The organism is Lapillicoccus sp. (assembly GCF_039935575.1).
GTDB lineage: Bacteria > Actinomycetota > Actinomycetes > Actinomycetales > Dermatophilaceae > Lapillicoccus.
In genome coordinates, this window is the sequence record NZ_JBDTKA010000111.1 from 1 (window position 1) to 22,301 (window position 22,301).

The window sequence follows — 22,301 nt, forward strand, 5'->3', positions numbered from 1 at the left end:
GACCTGACCACCCGGACCTGACCAACCGGACCAGGCGTCGCGACCGAGCCGGAGTGTCGATGTGCGAGGGCATGGCGACCGCCCTGATTCCTGAGACCCCCGCAGTGCCCCCCGGGCCAGCTCCAGGGTCAACACCAGCAGACTGTTGGCCCGGGTAGCAACTTGCCATAGAGGGCGTTAGGGATCCTGTGCTTGCGACCACCATCGCCCGCGAGCTTGGTGGCTGGTGCTGGTCCCTGGCCGACCGCGGCAGAACCCTCGAAGCGACCGGTTGACAACAGAACGGGAGCCGATAGCCCGCGCCCGCACATCAGCATGAGGGGGGCGGTCGCCGGGTCGGGGTGAGTGGCTCTCACGAGGCGGTCTGGAGCACCTTCGAGACGCGCGCCCTATCTGGGCGGAGTGGGGCACGTCGACGCTGACTGATCCGCGCTGTGCGGCGGCAGGTGGAGCTCGGGGTAGTCCGGCCAGCTTTGTGACGTCTCCGAGAGGCCGGCAGGGAGGATCGCTGCCCTCAATCTGCCCAGACCAGCACGAGAATAGACCGCAACTGACCGCAGCGCACTCGGGTCGACCCCACACTGTTTCCGCAGTTCAGAGTCCATTTGGGGCAAAGAACAGCCGTGGGTCGGAGTGCATGTCAACGTTCCGCTTCAACGTCTAAAGCCCCAGGTCAGACACTGAGCCATAACAAGCCTCGGCAGTTCAGGGTGACGACTGGTTGGGTGTCGGAAACGCGCCTAGCTGCACCAGTAGGCCGAGGTCGTCACGACAGGCCCAATGCTCGGCAATCACCCCGTTGCTGACCCGGAACAGGTGCATAAAGGTCCAGACGATCGGCTTGCCGGTTGCCGGAACAGCACTCAACAGCGGAGAAGTCGACGCGGCGTGGGTCCCGACCAGATCAAGGTGGACCGACACCAGATCTCCAGAGGCGACCACGTGGTGGATGCGGATGTCCGGATTCCCGAGGTCGTGGTCGAGAACGAGCGCGATCTGCCGCATTCCTGCCCGGCCCTGAGGCGCCGCAGCATGTTGAATGAAATCCTCGGCCACCAGGTCGAAGGCCGCTTCCTCCCGTCGATGAAGGCGGGCGAAATACTCCTCGACAACGGCCTGTGGGTTGCGGATCTCCGAAGCGGATTCGGTGCTCAGACTCATACAGTCACCTTTTCCATGGATGGGCGAGCAAGAGGGACGCGGTGTCCCCGTTCGGACGGGCCTCGAACGCTATCGGAGGCAATGGCCAGGTAACAGAAGTTCGTCATCTGCCGCTCAACCCGCCGACGTGCCCTGCCCGACACGGTCAGTGCCACCCCCCCGTCGCATGGGCCGAGTCTGGAAAATGTTCAGTGCCAGCGCTCAGGTTCGGGGAACGACCGATCCCTAGTTTCGTTGGTATGACAACGAACCTGCAGCGCATCGCCTTCGTCAGCATGGGCCTGGTCGCCGCCGGATCGCTCACCGGGTGCGGCGGCGGATCCGGTGCGACGCCTGCGGGGACCTCCACCATCGCAGTCGGCGTGCCGTCCCCGGCCAGTCAGCAGATCCCGACCCCGATGCCTGGAGTCACCCCGTCGTCGTCCAGCACAGCAGCGGCGATCGCGCAGTCGGTCACTCTCGACGCGACCGGTTGGCTCGCCGGGTTCAAGGTGACGGTGAAGGTGGCGAGCCTCGACCCGAGGTCCAACCTCATCACCGTCGGGGTCACGCTGACGAACACCTCTCAGGTCGACCAGCGGCTCGGCCAGGTCGACCAGGAGATCAGCATCGACCCAGGAGACGGGTCCGGGCTGGTCCCGATCCAGCTGGTGACCCCCAATGCTCAGGTCGTCGCCGGAACCACGGCCACCTCGACCCTTTCCTTCGCGGCCCCGTCCAGAGCCTCACTGGGCAACGCGGTCCTCGTGCTCGGTAAGTCGGCGAACCACCAGTGGCTCATCCCGCTCCGGGCGGGCGCGTCCGGGTCGGGCGAGAGCCCCGTCACGCTGACGCCGCCCGTTCGGCTGACGACTCCCGGTCACGCCTATTACGAGATCACCTCGGCTCAGCTGCTGCCGTGGTCGTGCTCGGGTGTCCCAACGTTGACGGCCTTCATCCCGTCGGCGAAGTCGACCTCGGTCATCGCCGTGAACGGGACGGCAGGCGCCGGGTCGGTGGTCGCGGGCGGCAACACCATCGAGCAGCTGAGCATCACCGCCCCCGACGGCACGACGGCAGCGGTCATCACCCCGCCCCTCAGGGTCTGGCACACCGACCAGTCCACCGCGAACGAGCTGATGTGCGTACCGGTGCCCACGGGCCTCCCGGGGCGCTACCGTCTCGAGATCACCGACGCCCTCCGCACCTCCGCCACGGCAATGATCACCGTCCCGTGACCACCCGCACCGCGCTTCCGGGACGCACCAGCACACACGAGACGTCCGAAGCAGAAGGAGGTGCAGGTATGCGTCGTCTTCTGGACACCCGCCGGAACCCCGCCCTGCTCCCCGCACTGGCGGTCGTCGCAGTCGCCCTGATCGTCACCGGAACCGTTCTCATCGAGCGAAACTGGATGCGCGGCGCCACCTGGGAGGGCTACGACGCAGCCCTCGTCATCGTGCGTATGGTCGGCGGGGCTCTCGGACTTGGTGTCGGCTGGTGGTGGTGGTGGCGCGCTCCGGCCAACCCGACCGGCCGCCTGCTCTACCTGGCGGCCGCGTCGGACTGGCTCTTCCTCATCGGCTACTGCTGGCCGGGATCGCGCTGGGCCAACGACCTCACGTGGGTCTCCTTCCTCACCGAGCCCCTCGTCGCCGTCATCGTCCTCAGCTGGCCAACCGGGCGCCCGAGCCGACGCCTCGTGCGCATCGTGACCTGGTGGACCGTGGCCGGCGCCGTGCTCGTCCTCGTGGTGAAAGTCTTCAGCCGGCAACCGAACCCATCCGCGGACTGGCCAGGCCCGTTCGAGGCCCTCTTCGCCATCCCGACGGTGTGGCACGTCCTCGACCCCGTCCAGGCACTGGCCACCCAGGCTCTTCCGGCCGCCATCGTCCTGGTCGTCCTGGTGCGCCGGCGCCGGGCCGTGCCTCCCGCCGTCCGGCCGCTGATCACGCCCATCACGACGTCCGGCGTGCTCATCTGCGGTTCGCTGCTCATCGTGCACCTCGGCTTCCAGGTTTTCGGCGCCCTGCTCCGCTACGGTCCCGCCCTGACCGTGTGGCCGTTCCTCACACTCCTCGGCGGCTACTTCATGATCGGGTTCGTCGCGCTCGGGGTGCTGGTCGGGGCGCGTCGTCGACGCCGAGCCGTCTCCATGGGTCGTCAGCACCGCGAGGTGGATCTGCGGTCCGCACCGGCCGTCATCACTCCTTCCGCGGCTGCAGCGGCCATTACCGGCGATCCGACGGCGCTGGTCCGCTACCGGCGCCCGGACGGCACCTGGATCGATGCGGCGGGCGTCACCTTGCCCGAGGCCGCCGCCAGCCGCCGACTCCTGCCCGTCCTGGACGAGACGGGTTCGACGACGGCCGCGCTGGAGGTCGCCGCGTCAACACCGCTGTCGCCGTTACTCGCCGACCTGGCGGTCAGTCTCATCGCCGCGCGGTCAGCCAACGAGCGGGCCACCGCATTCGCGGACGCGCGGCGAGCCGAGGTACGGTCCCGTTCTCGTGAGCTGGTTGCGGCAACCGACAGCGGCCGACGCCAGCTGGAGCGCGACCTCCATGACGGGGCTCAGCAGCTGCTCGTCGGGCTCGCGCTGGTGGCGGGGCTGTCGGTCCGACGTCGTGCGCCCGGGGCGGACACACTCATCGATCAGATCGCTGGGGTGCGTCGCGAGATCCTCGCCCTCGTGGACCGGGCCACACCAGCGGCACTGGCGGACGGGCTCGCCGGCGCGCTGCACGCCCTCGCCGCGGTCTGCCCGATCCCCGTCCTCGTTGACGCCGATGGTGACCTGCCGGCCGATGACCCACTCGCGCTGACCCTCTACCTCGCCGCCGGCGAGGCGATCACGAACGCGGTCAAGCACTCCGGGGCGGGCTTGATCCGGGTACACCTGGGCATCTACGCGGGGGACGCAGACCTGCGCGTCAGCGATGACGGCATCGGTGATGTCGCCGACGTGCCTCCCAGCATCGCGAGCCGGTTGGCTGCCGTCGACGGCTCCGTCCGCGTAACGAGCCCACCCCTTGGCGGCACGGTGCTGGACATCCATATGCGTCGGTCGACCGATCCCGCGGCGGTCACGGCATGATTCGCCGACGCCTCGAAGTAGCAGCGCTGTGGGTCGGCGCCGTCATGGCCGTCAGTGCAGGCTGGTCCGGGATCGTCACGCGCGTCGGCATCGACCGGATCGACGGTGGGCAAGCGGTCTTCCTATCCCTGTGCGCTCTCGCCGCCCCCGCGCTGGCCACGGCCCTGGTGGTCCGGCATCCCGATGAGCCCATCGGTCTGCTGCTCGGCCTCACCGTACTCGCCACGATGCTCGCCGCCTGCCGCACCACGGACCTCGGGCCGGTGGCACCGATCGCCGGCTGCACCGCTCTTCTGACGGCGCCACTGCCAGCGGTCGTCGTATCCCGCTACTCCGCACTGACCTTCCCCCCGCGCGCCGTGCGCCTCGTGTCCCGCTGCTTCTGGGCATCGGCATCGCTCGGGGTCGTGCTGGTCCTCGTACTGGTCCTCGGAGGGTCCGTCCCGACCGCGCAGTGGTTCACGACGTCGCCCGGCCCCGTTGGAGGTCCGACGACGGTCCTGCTCGTCGTTCAAGCAGCACTGGTGTGCACGGGACCGCTCGTGCTCGCCGGCACCTCCGTGATCCGCCGGATGCCACGAGCCTCGAGAGTCGCGGCGCGCCCCATCATGTGGCCCGTCGCCTGTTGGGCACTCACCCTCACCGCCAGCGAGGTCTGGGGGGTCGCCAGCACCGTGGGTTCACCGACACGCGACCTGTCCGACGGCCTCGACGCAACGCTCTTCGTCATCCTGCCCGCCTTCCTGGTCGGGGCTCTCGCCGCTGGCATCGGCTGGATCGACCTGACCGTTCGCATACCGACGTCACCGTCCGGCACTCCCGCCCCCCGCACGACGACCATCGACGTTGAGCAGTACCTCTCACGGGCGCTCGCCGACCCGTCGATCCGGGTCCGCTATCCGGTCGACGGCGCGCAGAGCTGGGTGAGCGCCGCCGGTAGACGGGCCTCTCGCGAGACCGGAATCGTCGACCGCGCCACCACGGTCATCGTCCGCGGATCGCGAGTCATCGGACTCATCGACCAGGACGCAGCCAGCACCGCTCACCCCGACGCCGTCGAGCTCATTGCGACCGGCGCGGGGCTCATCATGGAGACCGAGCGCCTGCGGGCATCCGCCGCCAGCGACCTCGAACAGGCCCGGATACTGGCGGAGCGGCTGCTCGTCGCCTCGGACGAACCGCGATCGGACCTGCGCACGACGCTCGTGAACGGCCCGTTGGCCGAGCTCGACTCGATCGCACATGCCCTGGCGCGTGGTACGCCCGTTGCGGACGTCGTGGCGCGGCTCACCGCTGTCGCCGCCGAGGTGAGAGCCCTCTCGCACGGGGTTCTTTCCGCGTCCCTGGCGACCGGTGGGCTGCGCGCTTCGCTGGGCGGCCACCTGGTGCCGGATCGTCGCTACGCTCCGGTCATCGAGATGACGACCTATCTGGCAGCGCAGGCTGACCCGGCCTCGACGGTCGAGGAGACGATGGGTGACGATGGACCGTGTCTGGTGATCTCCACCGGCCCCGCGCCCGCTGCTGACGTGCGTGACCGCGTGACGGCCCTCGGTGGCACGGTGTCAAGCCAGGACGGTCGCTGGATCATCCGCGTCCCCCTCGGAGCCGGGCCGGACCACCCATGACGACGACGACCCTGCTGGCCTGGCCACGCGTCGCTCCCGGGCCGACACCGGCTGTACGCGCGCGGGTCGAGGAGCACGGCGGTCGGTTCCCGCACCGGGCCGGGCTGGCCCTGTTCACCGGGACGGCGGACGCCGTGGCGACGGCCATCGACTGGCAGCAGGCCGAGCAGGACCAGCCCGCGACATCGCTCGCGCTCCACGTGGCCGAGGTGACCTACCGGGCCGATGCCCCAGAACCCGCGTGTGTCGGGCTGGTTCGCGCGCTCGCCGAGCGCGGGCACCCGGGGGACATCCTGGCCACCGAGGTCGTCCGGATGCTCCTGCCAGCGCCGACCCCTGCCCACTGGTCGGACGATCTGGCCACGTCGATCGGGGAGCCCGCTCAGCTGGTCCATGCCATCAGGTGGCCGCGGAACGCCGATGCCGCGCCCATCACGGTCGTCGTCGCGGAAGACGTGGCGCTCATCCGTGCCGGACTGGTCAGCCTGCTGCGCGACGACGGATTCAGCGTCGTCGGTGAGGCCGGTGACTACGACTCGGTGCTGGCCACCGTGCGGGCCACGCGCCCGCGCCTGCTCATCACCGACGTCCGGATGCCACCCGAGCAGGGCGACGAGGGACTGCGCGCGGCGTCGTTGCTGCGGACCGAGCAACCAGGGCTGGCCGTGCTCGTGCTCAGTCAGTCGGTGCGGGCCAGCGCCGCCGCCAACCTGCTGACCGAACAGACCTCGGGCCTGGGGTACCTGCTCAAGGAGAGGGTCACAGCACTGGACGAGTTCCTCGACGCCGCCCGGGCGGTGGCCGCCGGTGGGACGGTCATCGACCCGCTCATTACCGACGAGCTCCTGGCCCGCCACCGCAACTGCGACCAGCTCGCTGCCCTCGCCGACCGGGAACGGTCCGTCCTGGAGCTCATGGCACAGGGGCTGTCCAACAGCGCGATCGCCGACCGGCTCACCCTGTCGGCGCGCACGGTGGAGTCCCACGTTCGCTCCATCATGACCAAGCTCGACCTCTGGGAGGACCCGGCCGGCAATCGCCGCGTCCAGGCGGTCATCCGGTGGCTTGACCAGTCCTGAGCCGCATCTCACGCTCCCAAGTGCGTGTGAACGTTCCGCCTCAATGTCTAACGGGTTCACAGTGGTGTAGCACCCAGTGCTGACGACTTCCACGGTCAGCGCGCACCATCACCGAGACGGCGCCCGGGACACCGAAAAGCCCGGTCCCACCGGGACCGGGCGTGGTGGCGGTTCACGTACCACAACGGGCCAACCGCCAAAGTTTTCGGGTGAAGCACTCCAGTTCGCGTCTTCAGTTCAAAGGAGCAACTTCAGTCTGAGGTGATACGTCGCCGCAGCGCGCGAGGATTGGCGCAACACGCCGCAGATATTGCGAAATTGTGACAACGCCGTGACTTCGGGGCGTCAGGCGTGGACCTTCTAGCATGGGCGACGTGACCGACACCGCCATCTCCATCGCTCTCCGCGGCCGGTCGTTCCTAAGGGAGCTGGACTTCACCCCACCGGAATGGGCCCACCTGGTCGACCTGACCCTGGACCTCAAGGCAGCCAAGCGGGAGCGCCGCGAGGAGCAGCGGCTGGTGGGCAGGTCGATCGTGCTGATCTTCGAGAAGACGTCGACCCGGACCCGATGCGCCTTCGAGGTGGCCGCCTACGACCAGGGTGCCCACGTCACGGTCCTCGACCCGTCGGGTAGCCAGATGGGGCACAAGGAGTCGATCGCCGACACGGCGCGCGTCCTCGGCCGGTTCTATGACGGCATCGAGTACCGCGGGGCCGACCAGTCGACGGTGGACACCCTCGCCGCGTATGCCGGGGTGCCGGTCTGGAACGGTCTCACCGACGACTGGCACCCGACCCAGGCGCTCTGCGACGCCGCGACGATGGTCGAGCACTGCGGGAAACTCGCACCGGAGATCTCCTTCGCCTACGTGGGGGACGCCCGGTTCAACGTGGGCAACTCGCTGCTCGCGCTCGGAGCGCTGATGGGCATGGACGTGCGGATCGTCGCCCCGGCGGCGCTGCAGCCGCGACCGGAGGTGGTCGCCGAGGCGCGCGCCGTCGCGGCCACGACCGGGGCCCGGGTGAGCGTCACCGACGATATCGACTCCGGTGTGCAGGGGGTCGACTTCGTCCACACCGACGTCTGGGTCTCGATGGGGGAGCCCAAGCAGGTTTGGGCCGAACGCATCACCCAGCTGTCGGCATACCAGGTCAACGCGGAGCTGTTGCGCCGCACGGGAAACCCGGATGTGCGGTTCATGCACTGCCTGCCTGCCTACCACGACCTCGGCACCCAAATCGGCCGCGACGTGTATGCGGCGCACGGGCTCACGGCGCTGGAGGTGACCGACGAGGCCTTCGAGGGCCCAGCATCGATCGTCTTCGACCAGGCCGAGAACCGGCTGCACAGCATCAAGGCGGTCCTCGTGGCGACCCTCGCCGACTGACCCGTCGCAACGCCCACATGTGAGGTTGTCGAGGCCCGCGGAACGGGCGTACCTCAGAGCTGGGTGCCTACCAGTGCGCCGATGGCGTAGGTCACGACCATGGCGAGCATCCCGCCGGCGACGTTGCGCGCCACCTGTCGTCCGGGTGTCGTCCCTCCGAGCCGAGCGCTGAGCAGGCCGGTGAGCGTCAGCGCGATGACCACGAAGAGGACGATCACCGGCACATGCCAGCTCGGCGAGCTGATCAGGGCGGCGACAAGCGGTAAGAGCGCGCCGACGAAGAAGGACCCCGTCGAGGCGAAGGCCGCATGCCACGGGCTGGTCAGGTTGTCGGGGTCGATCTGCAGCTCGATCTCGGCGTGTGCGGCGAGCGCGTCCTTGGCGCTCAGCTGCACCGCCACCTCGTGGGCCAGCTCCGGGTCGAGACCTCTGTTGCGGTAGAACCCGGCGAGCTCGGCCAGCTCGAGCTCCGGTGTCTCGGCGAGCTCCCGGCGCTCCTTGTCGAGCAGCGCCTTCTCGGTGTCGCGCTGGGTGCTCACGGAGACGTACTCGCCGACTCCCATGCTCAGGGCGCCGGCGACGAGGGCGGCGATGCCCGCTGTCAAGATGGCCCCAGGGGCGGTGGTCGCGCCGGCCACGCCCACGATCACGCCCGCTGTGGAGACGACGCCGTCGTTCGCGCCGAGCACACCGGCACGAAGCCAGTTCAGCCGAGCGCCCGAGTCGCCATGGGGCTCGTGCTGCGCCGCGATCTCCGCGAGGTCGGGGGTGTCGCCGTCCATGACCTCACTGTGGCGGTCCGACGGGGGATTGTCATCGAAGGACAGGCTCACCAAACCGCATACGGTGCAAGGCGTGCCTTTCGAACCCGAGCCGCGGCCGGTACGCGTGGTGGCGGCGGCGATCGTCGACGACCTTGCGCACCCGATCCGGCTGCTCGCCGCGAGGCGCACCGAACCGCCGACGCTCGCGGGCGGGTGGGAGTTCCCCGGCGGCAAGGTCGACCCGGGCGAGACCCGCGTGGACGCACTGCACCGCGAGATCCACGAGGAGCTCGGGGTGACGGTGGTGCTCGGCGACCCGATCCCGGCCGAGAGCGACGACGGGAGCTGGCCGCTCGGCGACCGCTACCGCATGGACATCTGGTTCGCCGTGGTGACGGAGGGCACACCACGGCCCCTCGAGGACCACGACGAGCTGCGTTGGCTGCAGGCCGGCGACCTGTATGCCGTCGGCTGGCTCGCCGCGGACCTGCCGATCGTGCGTCTGCTGGAGCGCCGGATGGTCGGGGACCGCCCGAAACCCTGAGAGAATTAGGGCATGGCTCCACGCACTCGCGACGACATCAGGAACGTCGCCATCATCGCGCACGTCGACCACGGCAAGACCACCCTGGTCGACAAGATGCTGTGGCAGTCGGGGGCGTTCGGCGAGCACCAGCACGTCGACGAACGCGCCATGGACTCCGGTGACCTCGAGCGTGAAAAGGGCATCACGATCCTCGCGAAGAACACCGCCGTCCACTACCAGGGCAAGGCGGCGGCCGACGCGGGTCTCGCCAGTGGCGTGACGATCAACATCATCGACACCCCCGGCCACGCCGACTTCGGTGGCGAGGTCGAGCGCGGGCTCTCCATGGTCGACGGGGTCGTGCTACTCGTGGACGCGTCCGAGGGGCCGCTGCCCCAGACTCGTTTCGTCCTGCGCAAGGCGCTCGCGGCGCACCTGCCGGTGATCCTGTGCATCAACAAGGTCGACCGTCCCGACTCCCGCATCGCCGAGGTCGTCGACGAGACCTATGAGCTCTTCCTCGACCTCGACGCCGACGAGCACCAGATCGAGTTTCCCATCGTCTACACGTCCGCCAGGGCCGGCCGTGCGTCGACGAACCGCCCGGAGAACGGCGAGATGCCGGACCAGCCTGATCTCGAATTGCTTTTCTCGACCATCCTCGACACCATCCCGGCGCCGGTCTACGACGACGAGCTCCCCCTGCAGGCGCACGTCACCAACCTCGACTCCTCCAACTTCCTCGGCCGCCTCGCGCTGCTGCGGGTGTTCAACGGCACGATCTCCAAGGGCCAGCAGGTCACCTGGTGCCGTCACGACGGCAGCCAGCAGAAGGTCAAGATCACCGAGCTGCTGATGACCGAGGCCCTGGAGCGCAAGCCGGCCGAGAGCGCCGGTCCCGGCGACATCATCGCGGTCGCCGGTATCCCGGAGATCACCATCGGCGAGACCCTGGCCGACGCCGACAACCCGGTCCCGCTGCCGCTGATCACCGTGGACGAGCCGGCCATCTCGATGACGATCGGCACCAACACCAGCCCCATGGTCGGTCGCGTCCGCGGTGCCAAGGTCACGGCCAGGATGGTCAAGGACCGGCTCGACCGCGAGCTCGTCGGCAACGTGTCCTTGAGGATCCTCACGACCGAGCGCCCCGACACCTGGGAGGTCCAGGGGCGCGGGGAGCTGGCCCTCGCGATCCTCGTGGAGCAGATGCGCCGCGAGGGCCACGAGCTGACCGTCGGCAAGCCGCAGGTGGTCACCCGGGAGGTCGACGGCAAGGTCGAGGAGCCAGTCGAGCGCCTCACCATCGACACCCCGGAGGAGTTCCTCGGGCCGATCACCCAGATCCTCGCGGCCCGCAAGGGTCGATTGGAGCAGATGACCAACCACGGCACCGGTTGGATCCGGATGGAGTTCCTCGTGCCGTCTCGCGGGCTGATCGGCTTCCGCACCGAGTTCCTCACCGAGACAAGGGGGACCGGCATCGCCCACCACGTCTTCGAGGACTACGAGCCCTGGTACGGCGCCATCACCACCCGGACCAGCGGCTCGCTCGTGTCCGACCGCAAGGGGGTGGTGACCGCCTACGCGATGGTCAACCTCCAGGAGCGCGGCACGTTGTTCACCGAGCCGACGACCGAGGTCTACGAGGGCATGATCGTGGGCGAGAACTCCCGGGCCGACGATATGGACGTCAACATCACCAAGGAGAAGAAGCTCACCAACGTGCGTGCCTCCTCCTCGGACAACTTCGAGAAGATCGTGCCGCCGCGCAACCTCAGCCTCGAGCAGTCGCTGGAGTTCTGCCGGGAGGACGAGTGCGTCGAGGTCACGCCCGAGGCGGTGCGGATCCGCAAGGTCGTCCTGGACGCCACCGAGCGTGCGCGCACAGCCGCCCGGGCGCGGTCGGCGGCGAAGTCCGAGCTGGCCGCGCGAGTCTGAGCGCGCCGGGTTGGCTCTGATGTCGCGGTCCAGAGCTCTGCGAGCGGATGGGGCGGCCGCCACCGCTCTCCTGCTCTGCGTCAGCTTCTTTCTCACCGGGTGCTCCACCAAACAGCTGGCCTCCACCTCGCCCACGGCGCGCGGCGGGACCCTCCACCTGCTGCTGGACCAGGACGTGGGCGCCTGGGACCCACAACGCATCGGCTCTGGCCCCGAGGGCTCGTTCGCGATCCGCACCTACCTGCGCACCCTGACGACCCACGCCCCGGCCGGGGTGGGGTTCCTCCCAGGACTCGTCGGAGACCTGGCGACGACCACCGGGACAGTTCAGGACGACGGGCGCACCTGGTCCTTCCCCATCGTTTCGGACGCCACCTGGCAGGACGGGCGGTTCGTCACCTGTGCCGACGTGAAGTACGGGGTGTCCCGCAGCTTTGCCAGGGACCGGATGACGGGTGGTTCGACGCAGGCCGTCCAGCTGCTCGACATCTCTGCGACGACCGCGTCCGACGGGACCCGCGTATCGGCATACCAGGGTCCCTGGTCGGGGGTCGGCCAGGACCTCTACGACAAGGCGGTCACCTGCACCGCTCAACAGATCACGTTCCACCTCAACAGCCCTCGGTACGACTTCGACGAGATCGTCTCGCTGCCCGCCTTCGGTCCGGTGCGCAAGGACCAGGACACCGACCGCTCGGACCGCTTTTCGGTGTTCTCCAACGGGCCGTACATGCTCGAAGGCGTCTGGCACCCGGGGGAGGGGGGCCGGTTCGTGCGCAACCGCAAGTGGGTCGGCCGCGACGACCCGGTCCGGTTGGCCTGGCCGGACGTCATCGAGGTCGAGGTCCTGCCCGCCGGCACGTCCGTCGTGCAGCAGATCGTCGACGACACCGGAGACGCGCATACGGCGGTCACCTGGGTGGAGGTGCCACCGGCGGTCTACCCGCAGCTCGAGGAGCCGAGCCTCGCCGCCCGGACCACGCGACCCGACTCCGGAGAGGTGGACGCGCTGCTGCCCAACCCTGCGTCTCCGGTGGGCTCGAACCCCCAGGTACGCCGGGCGCTGGCCCTGTCGACCGACCGGCAGGCCTATGTCGCCGCCGACGGGTCGGCCATGCAGCCGGTCACCTCCGCGCTCCCGCGCAGCGTCCCGGGACGGGCCGAAGACGGTTCGGTCGACGTGCCGACCTCCCCCGACGCCGCAGCCGCGAAGTCCGTGCTGCAGGCAGCCGGGCTGACCCTCCCAGTCCCTTTGCGGGTCGCCTATCCCGCGTCGGGAGCCACCGACCGGGCCGTACGCGCGCTCGCCACGACGTGGGCCAAGGCCGGCTTCGTCGTCTCACTCGTCCCAGTGGGGGCTGGAGTCACACCCGCAGCTACAGGGACGAGCAGCTACGACCTCACCTGGACCAGTCTGAGTGCCGCGTGGCCGAGCGGTGGAGCCGTGTTGCCGGAGATGGTCACGCGAGACGCGGCACCCGGTCGCGGTCCGGACCCCGCGCTCGTCGCCGAGGCGGCGGCCGCCGCAGGGACGCCGGACCTGGTCGCCCGCAACACGGCCTGGTCCGCGCTCGACATGCGGCTGGTGGCCGCCGGCGACGTCCTGCCGCTCGCGGCCCGCCAGCGGGTGCTCGTGCACGGGTCCGGCGTGGACGCGTATCAGGACAACGTGCTGCTCGGCGGCCGCGTCGACCTCGCCGCCATCCAGGTCGAGCACGGCGGGGACTGAACCGGGTTCAAGACCGAGAGACTTTTCACAGAGATGTCTCAGGACAGAGATGCTTCGGTCACGATCCGGCGACGTATCCGATACCGCGTCCACGCACTGGCGCCGCTGGTCTATGGTTTCGACGTTCGGGCACGGTGCGGGACCGTCCCACTCCACACTCAGGTGAGGTTGGTCGACGTATGACGGTTGCCCCCGGTCAAGAGGACCTCATCGAGGGGGTTCCCCTCGACCTCTCGGCCACGGATGGCGCGGTGGCCATCAAGGGGCGTTCACCGTGGCAGATCTTCGGGGCGCGGCTGCGGCGCGACAAGGTGACGATGATCGCGCTCGTGCTGTCGATCCTGTTTCTCGTCGTCGGAGCCATCTCCCCTCTGCTCGTGCGGTGGGGTCTTCTCAAGCCCGACGACCAGCACCCCGACCTCGTGCAGGACCTGGGCTCGATCCCTGGTGGTTTCGCTGGCGGGATGAGCGGGTCCCACCCGCTCGGTGTCGAGCCGGGAACCGGACGCGACCTGTTCTCCCGGATCATCACGGGAATGACGACGTCACTGTTGGTGGCCGTCCTCGCCACGTTGTTCGCGATCATCCTCGGCACGGCGATAGGGTTGATCTCCGGCTTCAGCGGCGGGGTTGTCGACACGATCCTCAGCCGCTTCATGGACCTCGTCCTCAGTTTTCCCAGCACCTTGATGCTGCTGTCGCTGCAGGCCGTCCTCGTGCACCGCATCGCGGTCGTCATGGGACAGGCGGACAGCGCGCCGGGCCCCAAGATCGCCTTCATGATCATCGTACTTGGCTTCTTCGGGTGGCCGTTCTTCGCCCGCATCATCCGTGGTCAGGTGCTGTCGCTGCGAGAACGCGAGTTCGTCGAGGCGGCCCGGTCGCTCGGCGCCCGTCGCGGACGGATCTATGTCAAGGAGCTGCTACCGCACCTCTGGGCGCCCATCCTGGTCTACACGACGCTGATCATGCCTCAGTTCATCTCGGCCGAGGCGGCCCTGGGTTTCCTTGGTGTCGGGATCAACCCGCCGACCGCGTCCCTGGGCGCGATCCTCAACGACTCGGTCAGCTACGCCTTGGCCGACCCTGCCTACTTCCTCTTCCCGGGCCTCACCGTTGTCATCCTGGTGCTGGCCTTCAACCTGCTCGGTGACGGCCTGCGCGACGCCCTCGACCCCAAGTCGGGTCGTTCATGATCAGCGTCCAGGCATCCCGGTCAGCCCCCCAGCCCGACGTCGCCGAACCCGGCTACGTCGTCACCTCCGCAGCAATCGCTGCGGGAATCACTGCCGCGTTGCTCGTGGTGGTCAGTGCATACAAGGAGAACGCATGATGCGCACGAAGAAGGGGGCGACAGCCGTCGCTCTCGGCGCCGTTGTGGCTGTTACTGCGGCTGCGTGCAGCAGCAGCGGCGGCGGCTCGACCACCTCGCCGAGCTCGGCTGCTGAAGGGGCCAAGGGCGGGACCTTGACCATGCTCAACCTCGGTCCCACCGAGCACCTGGACCCACAGCGGGTCTACATCGGCGCGGACATCCAGTTCGCCAGCCGCACCTACGCGCGCACCCTGACGACGTACTCGCCCGGTAAGGACGCGAAGCTGGTCCCCGACCTGGCGACCGACATGGGCACCATGTCCGACCAGGGCAAGACCTGGAAGTTCACCCTCGGCGACACCGCGAAGTGGCAGGACGGAAAGCCGGTCACCTGCGCGGACCTCAAGTACGGGGTGTCGCGAACGTTCGCCCAGGACGTCATCACTGGCGGCCCGAACTACATGATCACCTTCTTGGACATCCCCACCAAAAAGGACGACAAGGGCAACGACGTCTCTGCCTACGCCGGGCCTTACACCAAGGATGGTCAGGACCTGTTCGACAAGGCGGTGACCTGCGACGGTCAGACCATCACCTTCAAGTTCAGCAAGCCATGGGCGGACTTCAACGTCCAGACGGCTGCGCTGCTTGCGGTTGCCCCCTTCCGCCAGGACCAGGACAAGGGTGACAAGAGCGACTTCACGCCGTTCTCCGACGGTCCGTACATGCTCGAGGGCACCTATGACCCCAACAAGGGCGGCAAGTGGGTGCGCAACCCGAACTGGGACGCCGGCAGCGACAAGGTCCGCAAGGCCCTGCCGGACATCATTCAGTACACCAACGGCGTGCAGACGGAAACGATCTTCCAGCGCCTGATCGCCAACTCGGGCGACGACAAGAATGCGATCAGCGCTATCCAGGCGACTCCCTCCACGCTCCCACAGCTGGCCGGCAGCCCCGACGCGGTCAAGCGGTCCGCTACCGTCCCTGCCCCGTACACGGACTACGTCCAGCCCAACTTCAAGTCCAAGGTCATGTCCAACGAGAAGGTCCGTCAGGCGTTCGCCATGTCGACCAACCGCGATGCCTACGTCACCGCGTACGGCGGCTCGCAGGCCGAGACCCCGACCTATGCGATGTGCAACCCGACGCTGAAGTGCTTCAAGAAGTTCAACCCGTTCAACGCCCCGACAGCCGGAGACCCGGATGCGGCCAAGAAGGTCCTGGCGGACGCCGGCGTGGCCACCCCGGTCGCCATCACGGTTGCTTACCGGAAGCGGCCCACCGCGGACAAGGCGTTCGCGGCGATGAAGGAGACCTGGGACAAGGCCGGCTTCAACGTGACGCTCGAGGGCATCACCGACAAGTACTACGCGACGATCCAGGGCCCGGCCTATGCCACCAGGGACGTCTTCTGGGCTGGCTGGGGTGCTGACTGGCCGTCCGGATCTGCCGTGCTGCCCCCGCTGTTCGACGGCCGGGTCAACATCAGCGCGGGTGGCTCCGGTCAGGACTACGGGTACTTCAACGACGACGAGGTCAACAAGGCGATCGACGCTGCCTACCTCATCGCCGACGCCGATGCCCGTGAGAAGGCCTGGGGTGACATCGACGAGATGATCAGCAAGAAGGGCGGCGTGATCCCGCTCATCAACCAGAAGTTCACCTTCGCCTGGGGTTCGAATGTCAAGAACTTCGAGACCAACCCCCTCATGGGTGGCTACGTCGACCTGGCCAACATCTCGGTCAAGTAGTCCGGTAGCTCATAGGTAGCTCATAGGTAGTGCGGTAGCTCAGCGCAGGACGACCGTCGGCTGGTGCCGGGCGGGGAGGCAAATCCCCGTCCGGCACCAGCCGCACACCCCTGATCGAGAGGTAGGTGAAGCACCGACTGGTGCGAGCACATGTTCTTCTACATCGTCCGGCGGCTGATCTCCGTGGTGATCATGCTGATCGTCATCAGCATCACCACCTTTCTCATCTTCTTCGCCTCACCGGAGGACCCGGCGCGGCTCACCTGCGCGAAGAACTGCACGCCGGCTGTCATCGAAGGCAACCGCAAGGCCCTCGGCTTCGACAAACCCATCACCGTGCAGTACGCGTCCTTCATCAAGGGCCTTTTCGTCCCGCGCGACTTCCCCGACGACCCCGCTCTCAAAGCGTCCAACCCCGAGCTCGTCGTCACCTGCTCCGCCCCCTGCCTCGGCTACTCGAGGTTCAAGAACCAGTTCGTCACCGACATCATCAAGACCGGCCTTCCCGTCACCGCCTCGATCGCGCTCGGAGCCTTCGTGCTGTGGATGGTGTTCGGCATCGCGGGTGGCATCGTGGCCGCTCTGCGACGCGGCACGTGGGCCGACCGGCTCATCGTCGGGCTCGCGCTGATCGGGTTCTCGTTGCCGAGCTTTTTCATCGGGCAGATCCTGCTGTCCTTCGTCGCCATCAAGTGGCAGTTCGTCCCCGTGCCGGAGTTCACCGCGCTGACCGATAACCCGTTGCTCTGGGCCCAGGGGATATTCCTGCCCTCAGTGACCCTCGCCGTGATCTTCATGGCCAGCTATGTCCGCCTGACGCGCGCCTACATGCTCGAGACGATGGCGGAGGACTACATCCGCACGGCCCGCGCCAAGGGGGTGAAGAACTTCACCGTGATCCGCCGCCATGGTCTGCGAGCGGCGCTGACCCCGATCGTCACAGCCGCGGGCCTCGACCTCGGCGGTCTGCTCGGAGGCGCCATCATCAGCGAGCAGGTCTTCAACTTCCAAGGCCTGGGCTGGACCGCCATCCGGGCCATCACCGACACAGACCTACCGGTGATCGTGGGGATCGTCATTGTGGCGTCGTTCTTCATCGTGGTCGCCAACCTCATCGTCGACGTCCTCTACGGTGTCATCGATCCTCGGGTTCGCCTGAGCTGAGCGTGGAGGAGAACACCAGATGACGCCATTGCGAACGCGCAGCGGGCACACGCAGGTTGCCCAGGAGGTCGCTGCGCCCGGCGATACCCAGGGCAGCTATCTGCGGGTCGTCGACCTGAAGGTGCACTTCCCCACGGACGACGGTCTGGTCAAGGCCGTCGACGGGTTGACCTTCGACCTGGAAAAGGGGCAGACGATCGGAATCGTCGGCGAGTCCGGGTCCGGGAAGTCGGTGACCAGCCAGGCGATTCTCGGCCTGCACCGCAACACGAGGGCGCGTACCTCCGGCTCGATCTTCCTCGACGGGGAAGACCTCATGGGGGTGAGCAACGAACGGATCCGCACGCTGCGCGGCAACAAGATGGCGATGATCTTCCAGGATCCCCTCTCCGCGCTGCACCCCTATTACACCGTCGGCGCCCAGATCGTCGAGGGCATCAGGGTCCATCACAGCGATATGTCCAAGGCGGCGGCCAAGTCACGAACGGTCGACCTGCTCGGCCGGGTCGGGATACCCAACCCGAAGAAGCGTGCCGACCAGTACCCGCACGAGTTCTCTGGTGGCATGAGGCAACGCGCCATGATCGCCATGGCGCTGGCCAACGACCCCTCGCTACTGATTGCCGACGAGCCGACCACGGCGCTCGACGTCACGGTGCAAGCCCAGATCCTCGATCTCATGCGTGATCTGCAGGCCGAGTTCGGCTCGGCGATCATCATGATCACCCACGACCTCGGCGTAGTTGCCGAGATGGCCAACGAGATCCTGGTGATGTACGCCGGGAAGGCCGTCGAGCACGGCCAGGTCAACGACGTCTTCTACCAACCCGAGCATCCGTATGCGTGGGGCCTGCTCTCGTCGATGCCCCGGCTCGACCGGGTCCGGCAGAGCCGGCTGGACCCCGTGCCCGGCAACCCTCCCTCGCTGATCAACGTGCCGTCCGGTTGTGCGTTCCACCCGCGCTGTGCCTTCCGGGCCGAGGTGCCCGGTGACGCCTGCAAAACGGTCGTCCCCGGCCTGGAAGAAGCAAGACCAGGGCATCTGGCGAGGTGCCACATCCCCACTGAGCGCCGTGCGGAGCTCTTCGAGACCGTCGTCAAACCCCGGCTGTGAGAAGAGAGTCAACGCCATGACAGACCGTCCCTACTCCGACGGGCCGATCATCGGGCCCCAGTCAGGTCCGATCGACCGGGGCAACAACGAGTTCCGCGGACCCGGCGAGCAGGCCGAACGCCTCGTTGAGAACTCCAACGAGATTTCTGTGGATCTGACAGAACCCACGGCTCCAGTGTCCGGTTCGCAGGGCGGTGGCGCGACTGTGACACGGCCCGTCGCCTCCACCCGCCAAGACGGAAGCGTGGCCGGGGAGCTTCGCGACTCGCCGTTGCGGACAGGAACGCCGCTGCTGCGCCTGACCGGTCTGGAGAAGTACTTCCCGCAGTGGCGGCAGACACTGGTGCGGCGAGCGGAAGCGCCGGTTAAGGCCGTGGACGGGATCTCGTTCGAACTGTACCCGGGGGAGACAGTCGGTCTCGTGGGTGAGTCCGGGTGTGGCAAGTCCACGGCCGGGCGTACCCTGCTGCGCCTCCTGGAGCCGACGGGTGGGACGATCGAGTTCGCCGGCAACGACATCACCAAGGTCAGCGGTCCCGATCTGCGCCGGCTGCGCCGGGAGATGCAGATGGTCTTCCAGGACCCCTACGGATCGCTGAACCCGCGGCAGACCATCGGGTCCATCATCGCTGCCCCGTTCGATATTCAGCGTATCCACCCGGAGGGCGGGACGCGCAAGACAGTGCAGGGCCTGATGGAGCGGGTCGGCCTCAATCCGGAGCACTACAACCGCTACCCTCACGAGTTCTCCGGGGGTCAGCGACAGCGCATCGGGGTGGCCCGGGCCATCGCGCTCAAGCCGCAGCTGGTCGTCTGCGACGAGCCAGTCTCCGCGCTCGACGTCTCCATCCAGGCGCAGGTCATCAACCTGCTGGAGGACATCCAGGACGAGCAGAACCTCGCCTACGTCTTCATCGCGCACGACCTCTCGGTCGTGCGTCACATCTCCGACCGCGTCGTGGTGATGTATCTCGGTAAGCTCATGGAGGAGGCTCCGCGCGACACCCTCTACGAGCACCCACTGCACCCCTACACGCACGCGCTACTCTCGGCGGTGCCGACTCCCGATCCGAGGAAGGAGGCGAAGAAGAACCGAATCCTGCTCAAGGGTGACCTCCCCTCGCCGCAGAACCCCCCGAGCGGGTGCGTCTTCCGCACCCGGTGCCCGAAGGCCCAGCAGCGGTGCGCCGACGAGATACCCCTGCCGCTCGAAGTCGCACCCGGCCACCGGGTGGCCTGCCACTTCCCTGAGGAGCGCCAGGTCATCTGATGGCCCGGCTGCTCTTCGTCCACGCACACCCGGACGACGAGACGCTCACCTGCGGCATCACCATGGCGCACCACGTCGCGATTGGTGACGACGTGCATACCCTCACCTGCACGCTCGGTGAGGAGGGCGAAGTCGTCCCGCCGGAGCTCGCCCACCTGCAGGGCGCCGAGGGCGACCCGCTCGGGCCGTGGCGCCGCGAGGAGCTGCGCACAGCGATGGACCGGCTCGGTGTGCAGCACGGGGTGCTCGGCGAGGAGCGGGCCGACGGGGGCGACGGCGGCGGCACCTGGCGAGACAGTGGGATGGCCGGTATGCCGTCGTGGAACCATCCGCGAGCGTTCGCCCGGGCGGACGTCGAACGGGTCGGGTTCCAGGTGGCGGAGCACCTGCGCCGGCTTCGGCCCGACGTCGTCGTCACCTATGACGCCACCGGGGGGTACGAGCACCCCGACCACATCCAGACCCACCGGGTGACCATGGCTGCGCTGCGCCAGCTCGGGCCTGAGGAGCGGCCCGCCTCCACCTTCCACATCCACACCCCGCGGTCCTGGGTCGCCCAGGACCGGGCCTGGCTGCGCGACCACGTGCCCGAGAACCTGGGCATCGCCGTCCCGGCTGCCGACGACCCGCTGATCGCCTCGACGGTGGACGACGACGTGGTCACGCACGCGGTCGACGACCCGGTGCATGTTCCCACCCAGATCGCGGCGCTCGACGCCCACCGCACCCAGCTGCGGGTCTGGGACGGCTGGTACTACGCCCTGACCAACGACGTCGCCGCACGGCTCGCCGGTCGCGAGGCGTTCGTGCGCGTCGACCCTCTCACGGGCGCTCGCGCGCACACCGGCCCCCTGGCCTACGAGCTGATGTCGCGTAGTTAGGCTCGACGGTCGTGCATGACTATCCCGAGCTGAGGCTGAGGCTGAACGGTGATCTCGACGTGGGCTCTGGGACGGCGCTCGAGCAGGTCGCCGCGTGACCTTCGACGATGCGGACTCCTTCGGGTCCCTCGCGCTGCCCACGTCCGACGAGTACCGGCAGGCCATGGGGCGTCTGGTGAGCGGCGTGACCATCGTGACCACCAGAGCGGGCGGCCTCGACCATGCGATGACCGCCAACGCCGTGACCTCGGTGTCCCTCGAACCCCTGCTGCTGTTGGTCTGCGTCGAGCGCGAGGCCCGCTTCCACGACGCGATCATCGAGTCGGGCGTGTGGGCCGTGAACATCCTGCCCGGTTCGGCTCGGCCCGCGGCCGACTGGCTGGCCACCCGAGGCCGACCGCTGCATGGGCAGCTGGACCGCGTGGCCCATCACGCCGGCCCGCGCACCGGCGTACCCCTTCTCGACGTCGTCCTCTCGACCGTCGAGTGCCGAACCACCGAGCTGATAGTGGCGGGCGACCATACGATCGTCGTGGGGGAGGTCCTGTCGGTGGACCTCGCCGAGCACCCGGGAGATGCGCTCGTGTACTACCGCGGCAGGTACGACACTCTCTCGTGAACCGGCTGGGTGTGCAGGTACCCGAGTGTCTGACGCTGCCGGTGCCGTATGACGCGGCCTGGATGCGCTGGTACCTCGAGGCACACGCGGTGCCAGGCGTCGAACGGTACGACGCGGACGGCTACACCCGCACCGTGCTGCTGACCGGTGGCCCGGCCCTGGTGTCCCTGCGTCTCGGCGATGACGTCGGGGTGGGGCTGCGGTTGACGCAGCAGACCGACCGCGCCGAGGCGATCGCCACCGTTCGGCGACTGCTCGACCTCGACAGTGACGGCCGGGCCGCAGACCTCGCCCTCGGTGCCGACCCAGCTCTGGCCGTGACGGTCGCGCAGGCGCCGGGAGTTCGGGTCCCGGGTGTCGTCGACGGGTGGGAGCTGCTGCTGCGCACGATGGTGGGCCAGCAGATCTCCCTGGCGGCGGTGCGTACCCACCTCGGCCGGCTGGTGGTTTCGCTCGGACGGGCCGTCGGTGACCCCGCCGAGGGGTGGCGGCTGATGCCGACCGCGGAGGCGGTGGCCGAGCACGGCGCAGAGGTGCTGACGGGGCCGGGGCGCCGGGTGGCGGCGGTGGTTGGGGCCGCGGCGGCCGTGGCTGGAGAAGACCTCGTCCTCGAGCCTGACAGCGACCCGGTTGCGTTGCGGCGCAGCCTGATCGCGCTGCCCGGGATCGGACCGTGGACGGCCGACTACGTCGTCATGCGCCTCTGCCGAGACCCCGACGTCCTACTGTCGAGCGACCTCGTGGCTCGGCAGGGCGCCGCGGTGCTGGGAGTCGATCTGGCGGCGTCCGCCCGGTGGTCGCCGCACCGGTCGGTGGCGACGATGCACCTGTGGCGGGCGGCGCTCGCAGCCCGCTGAACCGCGGTCGCCTTGTGCACCGCCCGGGGTTG

At 68.4% G+C, this 22,301-nt stretch carries 19 protein-coding genes; 17 read left to right on the plus strand and 2 right to left on the minus strand.

All coding sequences use genetic code 11. The features are described from left to right. Positions 1-705: 705 nt before the first annotated feature. Entirely contained in the window at positions 706-1,161 is a 456-nt protein-coding gene (locus tag ABI385_RS13165; RefSeq protein WP_348104205.1) for an ester cyclase, read from the minus strand. A gap of 239 nt (positions 1,162-1,400) precedes the next feature. Here ABI385_RS13165 and ABI385_RS13170 point away from each other — a divergent pair, with 239 nt between their 5' ends. The 5 genes from ABI385_RS13170 to argF all read left to right on the plus strand — a co-directional run bounded on the left by ABI385_RS13170 (position 1,401) and on the right by argF (position 8,335). Further along, positions 1,401-2,378, plus strand: a complete 978-nt coding sequence (locus ABI385_RS13170; protein WP_348104206.1) for a hypothetical protein — start codon at positions 1,401-1,403, stop codon at positions 2,376-2,378. A gap of 68 nt (positions 2,379-2,446) precedes the next feature. After that, complete coding sequence (locus tag ABI385_RS13175) at positions 2,447-4,237, plus strand: hypothetical protein (protein WP_348104207.1); 1,791 nt, start codon at positions 2,447-2,449, stop codon at positions 4,235-4,237. Continuing rightward, a complete protein-coding gene (locus ABI385_RS13180) occupies positions 4,234-5,865 on the plus strand; it encodes a hypothetical protein (RefSeq protein ID WP_348104208.1) in 1,632 nt (543 codons plus the stop codon). The genes ABI385_RS13175 and ABI385_RS13180 overlap by 4 nt, the downstream gene beginning before the upstream one ends. After that, positions 5,862-6,944, plus strand: a complete 1,083-nt coding sequence (locus tag ABI385_RS13185; RefSeq protein WP_348104209.1) for a response regulator transcription factor — start codon at positions 5,862-5,864, stop codon at positions 6,942-6,944. The genes ABI385_RS13180 and ABI385_RS13185 overlap by 4 nt, the downstream gene beginning before the upstream one ends. Before the next feature lie 389 nt (positions 6,945-7,333). Further along, positions 7,334-8,335: an ornithine carbamoyltransferase gene (gene argF / locus ABI385_RS13190; RefSeq protein WP_348104267.1), complete on the plus strand. Its 1,002-nt coding sequence runs from the start codon at positions 7,334-7,336 to the stop codon at positions 8,333-8,335. Between the two features lie 53 nt (positions 8,336-8,388). On the opposite strand, the gene ABI385_RS13195 is transcribed toward argF, so the two are convergent. Further along, the gene (locus tag ABI385_RS13195) at positions 8,389-9,117 is read right to left on the minus strand and encodes a VIT family protein (RefSeq protein WP_348104210.1); all 729 of its coding nucleotides are present in this window, start codon (positions 9,115-9,117) and stop codon (positions 8,389-8,391) included. A 73-nt stretch (positions 9,118-9,190) separates the two neighbouring features. On the opposite strand from ABI385_RS13195, the gene ABI385_RS13200 reads away from it, so the two are divergent. The 12 genes from ABI385_RS13200 to ABI385_RS13255 all read left to right on the plus strand — a co-directional run bounded on the left by ABI385_RS13200 (position 9,191) and on the right by ABI385_RS13255 (position 22,269). Next, a complete protein-coding gene (locus ABI385_RS13200) occupies positions 9,191-9,643 on the plus strand; it encodes a (deoxy)nucleoside triphosphate pyrophosphohydrolase (protein WP_348104211.1) in 453 nt (150 codons plus the stop codon). 12 nt (positions 9,644-9,655) lie between these two features. After that, positions 9,656-11,566, plus strand: a complete 1,911-nt coding sequence (gene typA, locus ABI385_RS13205) for a translational GTPase TypA (protein ID WP_348104212.1) — start codon at positions 9,656-9,658, stop codon at positions 11,564-11,566. Between the two features lie 19 nt (positions 11,567-11,585). After that, positions 11,586-13,295, plus strand: coding sequence for an ABC transporter substrate-binding protein (locus ABI385_RS13210; RefSeq protein ID WP_348104213.1), 1,710 nt, complete (start codon positions 11,586-11,588; stop codon positions 13,293-13,295). A 179-nt stretch (positions 13,296-13,474) separates the two neighbouring features. Further along, positions 13,475-14,491 carry an ABC transporter permease gene (locus ABI385_RS13215; protein WP_348104214.1) on the plus strand — a complete coding sequence of 339 codons (1,017 nt, stop codon included), beginning with the start codon at positions 13,475-13,477 and terminating at the stop codon, positions 14,489-14,491. Continuing rightward, a complete protein-coding gene (locus ABI385_RS13220; protein WP_348104215.1) occupies positions 14,488-14,628 on the plus strand; it encodes a hypothetical protein in 141 nt (46 codons plus the stop codon). The genes ABI385_RS13215 and ABI385_RS13220 overlap by 4 nt, the downstream gene beginning before the upstream one ends. Further along, positions 14,625-16,364 carry an ABC transporter substrate-binding protein gene (locus ABI385_RS13225; RefSeq protein ID WP_348104216.1) on the plus strand — a complete coding sequence of 580 codons (1,740 nt, stop codon included), beginning with the start codon at positions 14,625-14,627 and terminating at the stop codon, positions 16,362-16,364. Before ABI385_RS13220 ends, ABI385_RS13225 begins: the two co-directional genes overlap by 4 nt. Before the next feature lie 150 nt (positions 16,365-16,514). Next, positions 16,515-17,528: an ABC transporter permease gene (locus tag ABI385_RS13230; protein ID WP_348104217.1), complete on the plus strand. Its 1,014-nt coding sequence runs from the start codon at positions 16,515-16,517 to the stop codon at positions 17,526-17,528. A 19-nt stretch (positions 17,529-17,547) separates the two neighbouring features. Further along, a complete protein-coding gene (locus ABI385_RS13235; RefSeq protein ID WP_348104218.1) occupies positions 17,548-18,642 on the plus strand; it encodes an ABC transporter ATP-binding protein in 1,095 nt (364 codons plus the stop codon). Positions 18,643-18,658: 16 nt separating this feature from the next. Further along, positions 18,659-19,912: an ABC transporter ATP-binding protein gene (locus ABI385_RS13240; protein ID WP_407068275.1), complete on the plus strand. Its 1,254-nt coding sequence runs from the start codon at positions 18,659-18,661 to the stop codon at positions 19,910-19,912. Next, a complete protein-coding gene (mshB, locus tag ABI385_RS13245) occupies positions 19,912-20,793 on the plus strand; it encodes an N-acetyl-1-D-myo-inositol-2-amino-2-deoxy-alpha-D-glucopyranoside deacetylase (protein WP_348104219.1) in 882 nt (293 codons plus the stop codon). Before ABI385_RS13240 ends, mshB begins: the two co-directional genes overlap by 1 nt. A gap of 94 nt (positions 20,794-20,887) precedes the next feature. Beyond that, entirely contained in the window at positions 20,888-21,412 is a 525-nt protein-coding gene (locus ABI385_RS13250; RefSeq protein WP_348104220.1) for a flavin reductase family protein, read from the plus strand. Then, on the plus strand, positions 21,409-22,269 hold the full coding sequence (locus tag ABI385_RS13255) for an AlkA N-terminal domain-containing protein (protein WP_348104221.1): 861 nt from the start codon (positions 21,409-21,411) through the stop codon (positions 22,267-22,269). Before ABI385_RS13250 ends, ABI385_RS13255 begins: the two co-directional genes overlap by 4 nt. The last annotated feature ends 32 nt before the right edge of the window (positions 22,270-22,301 follow it).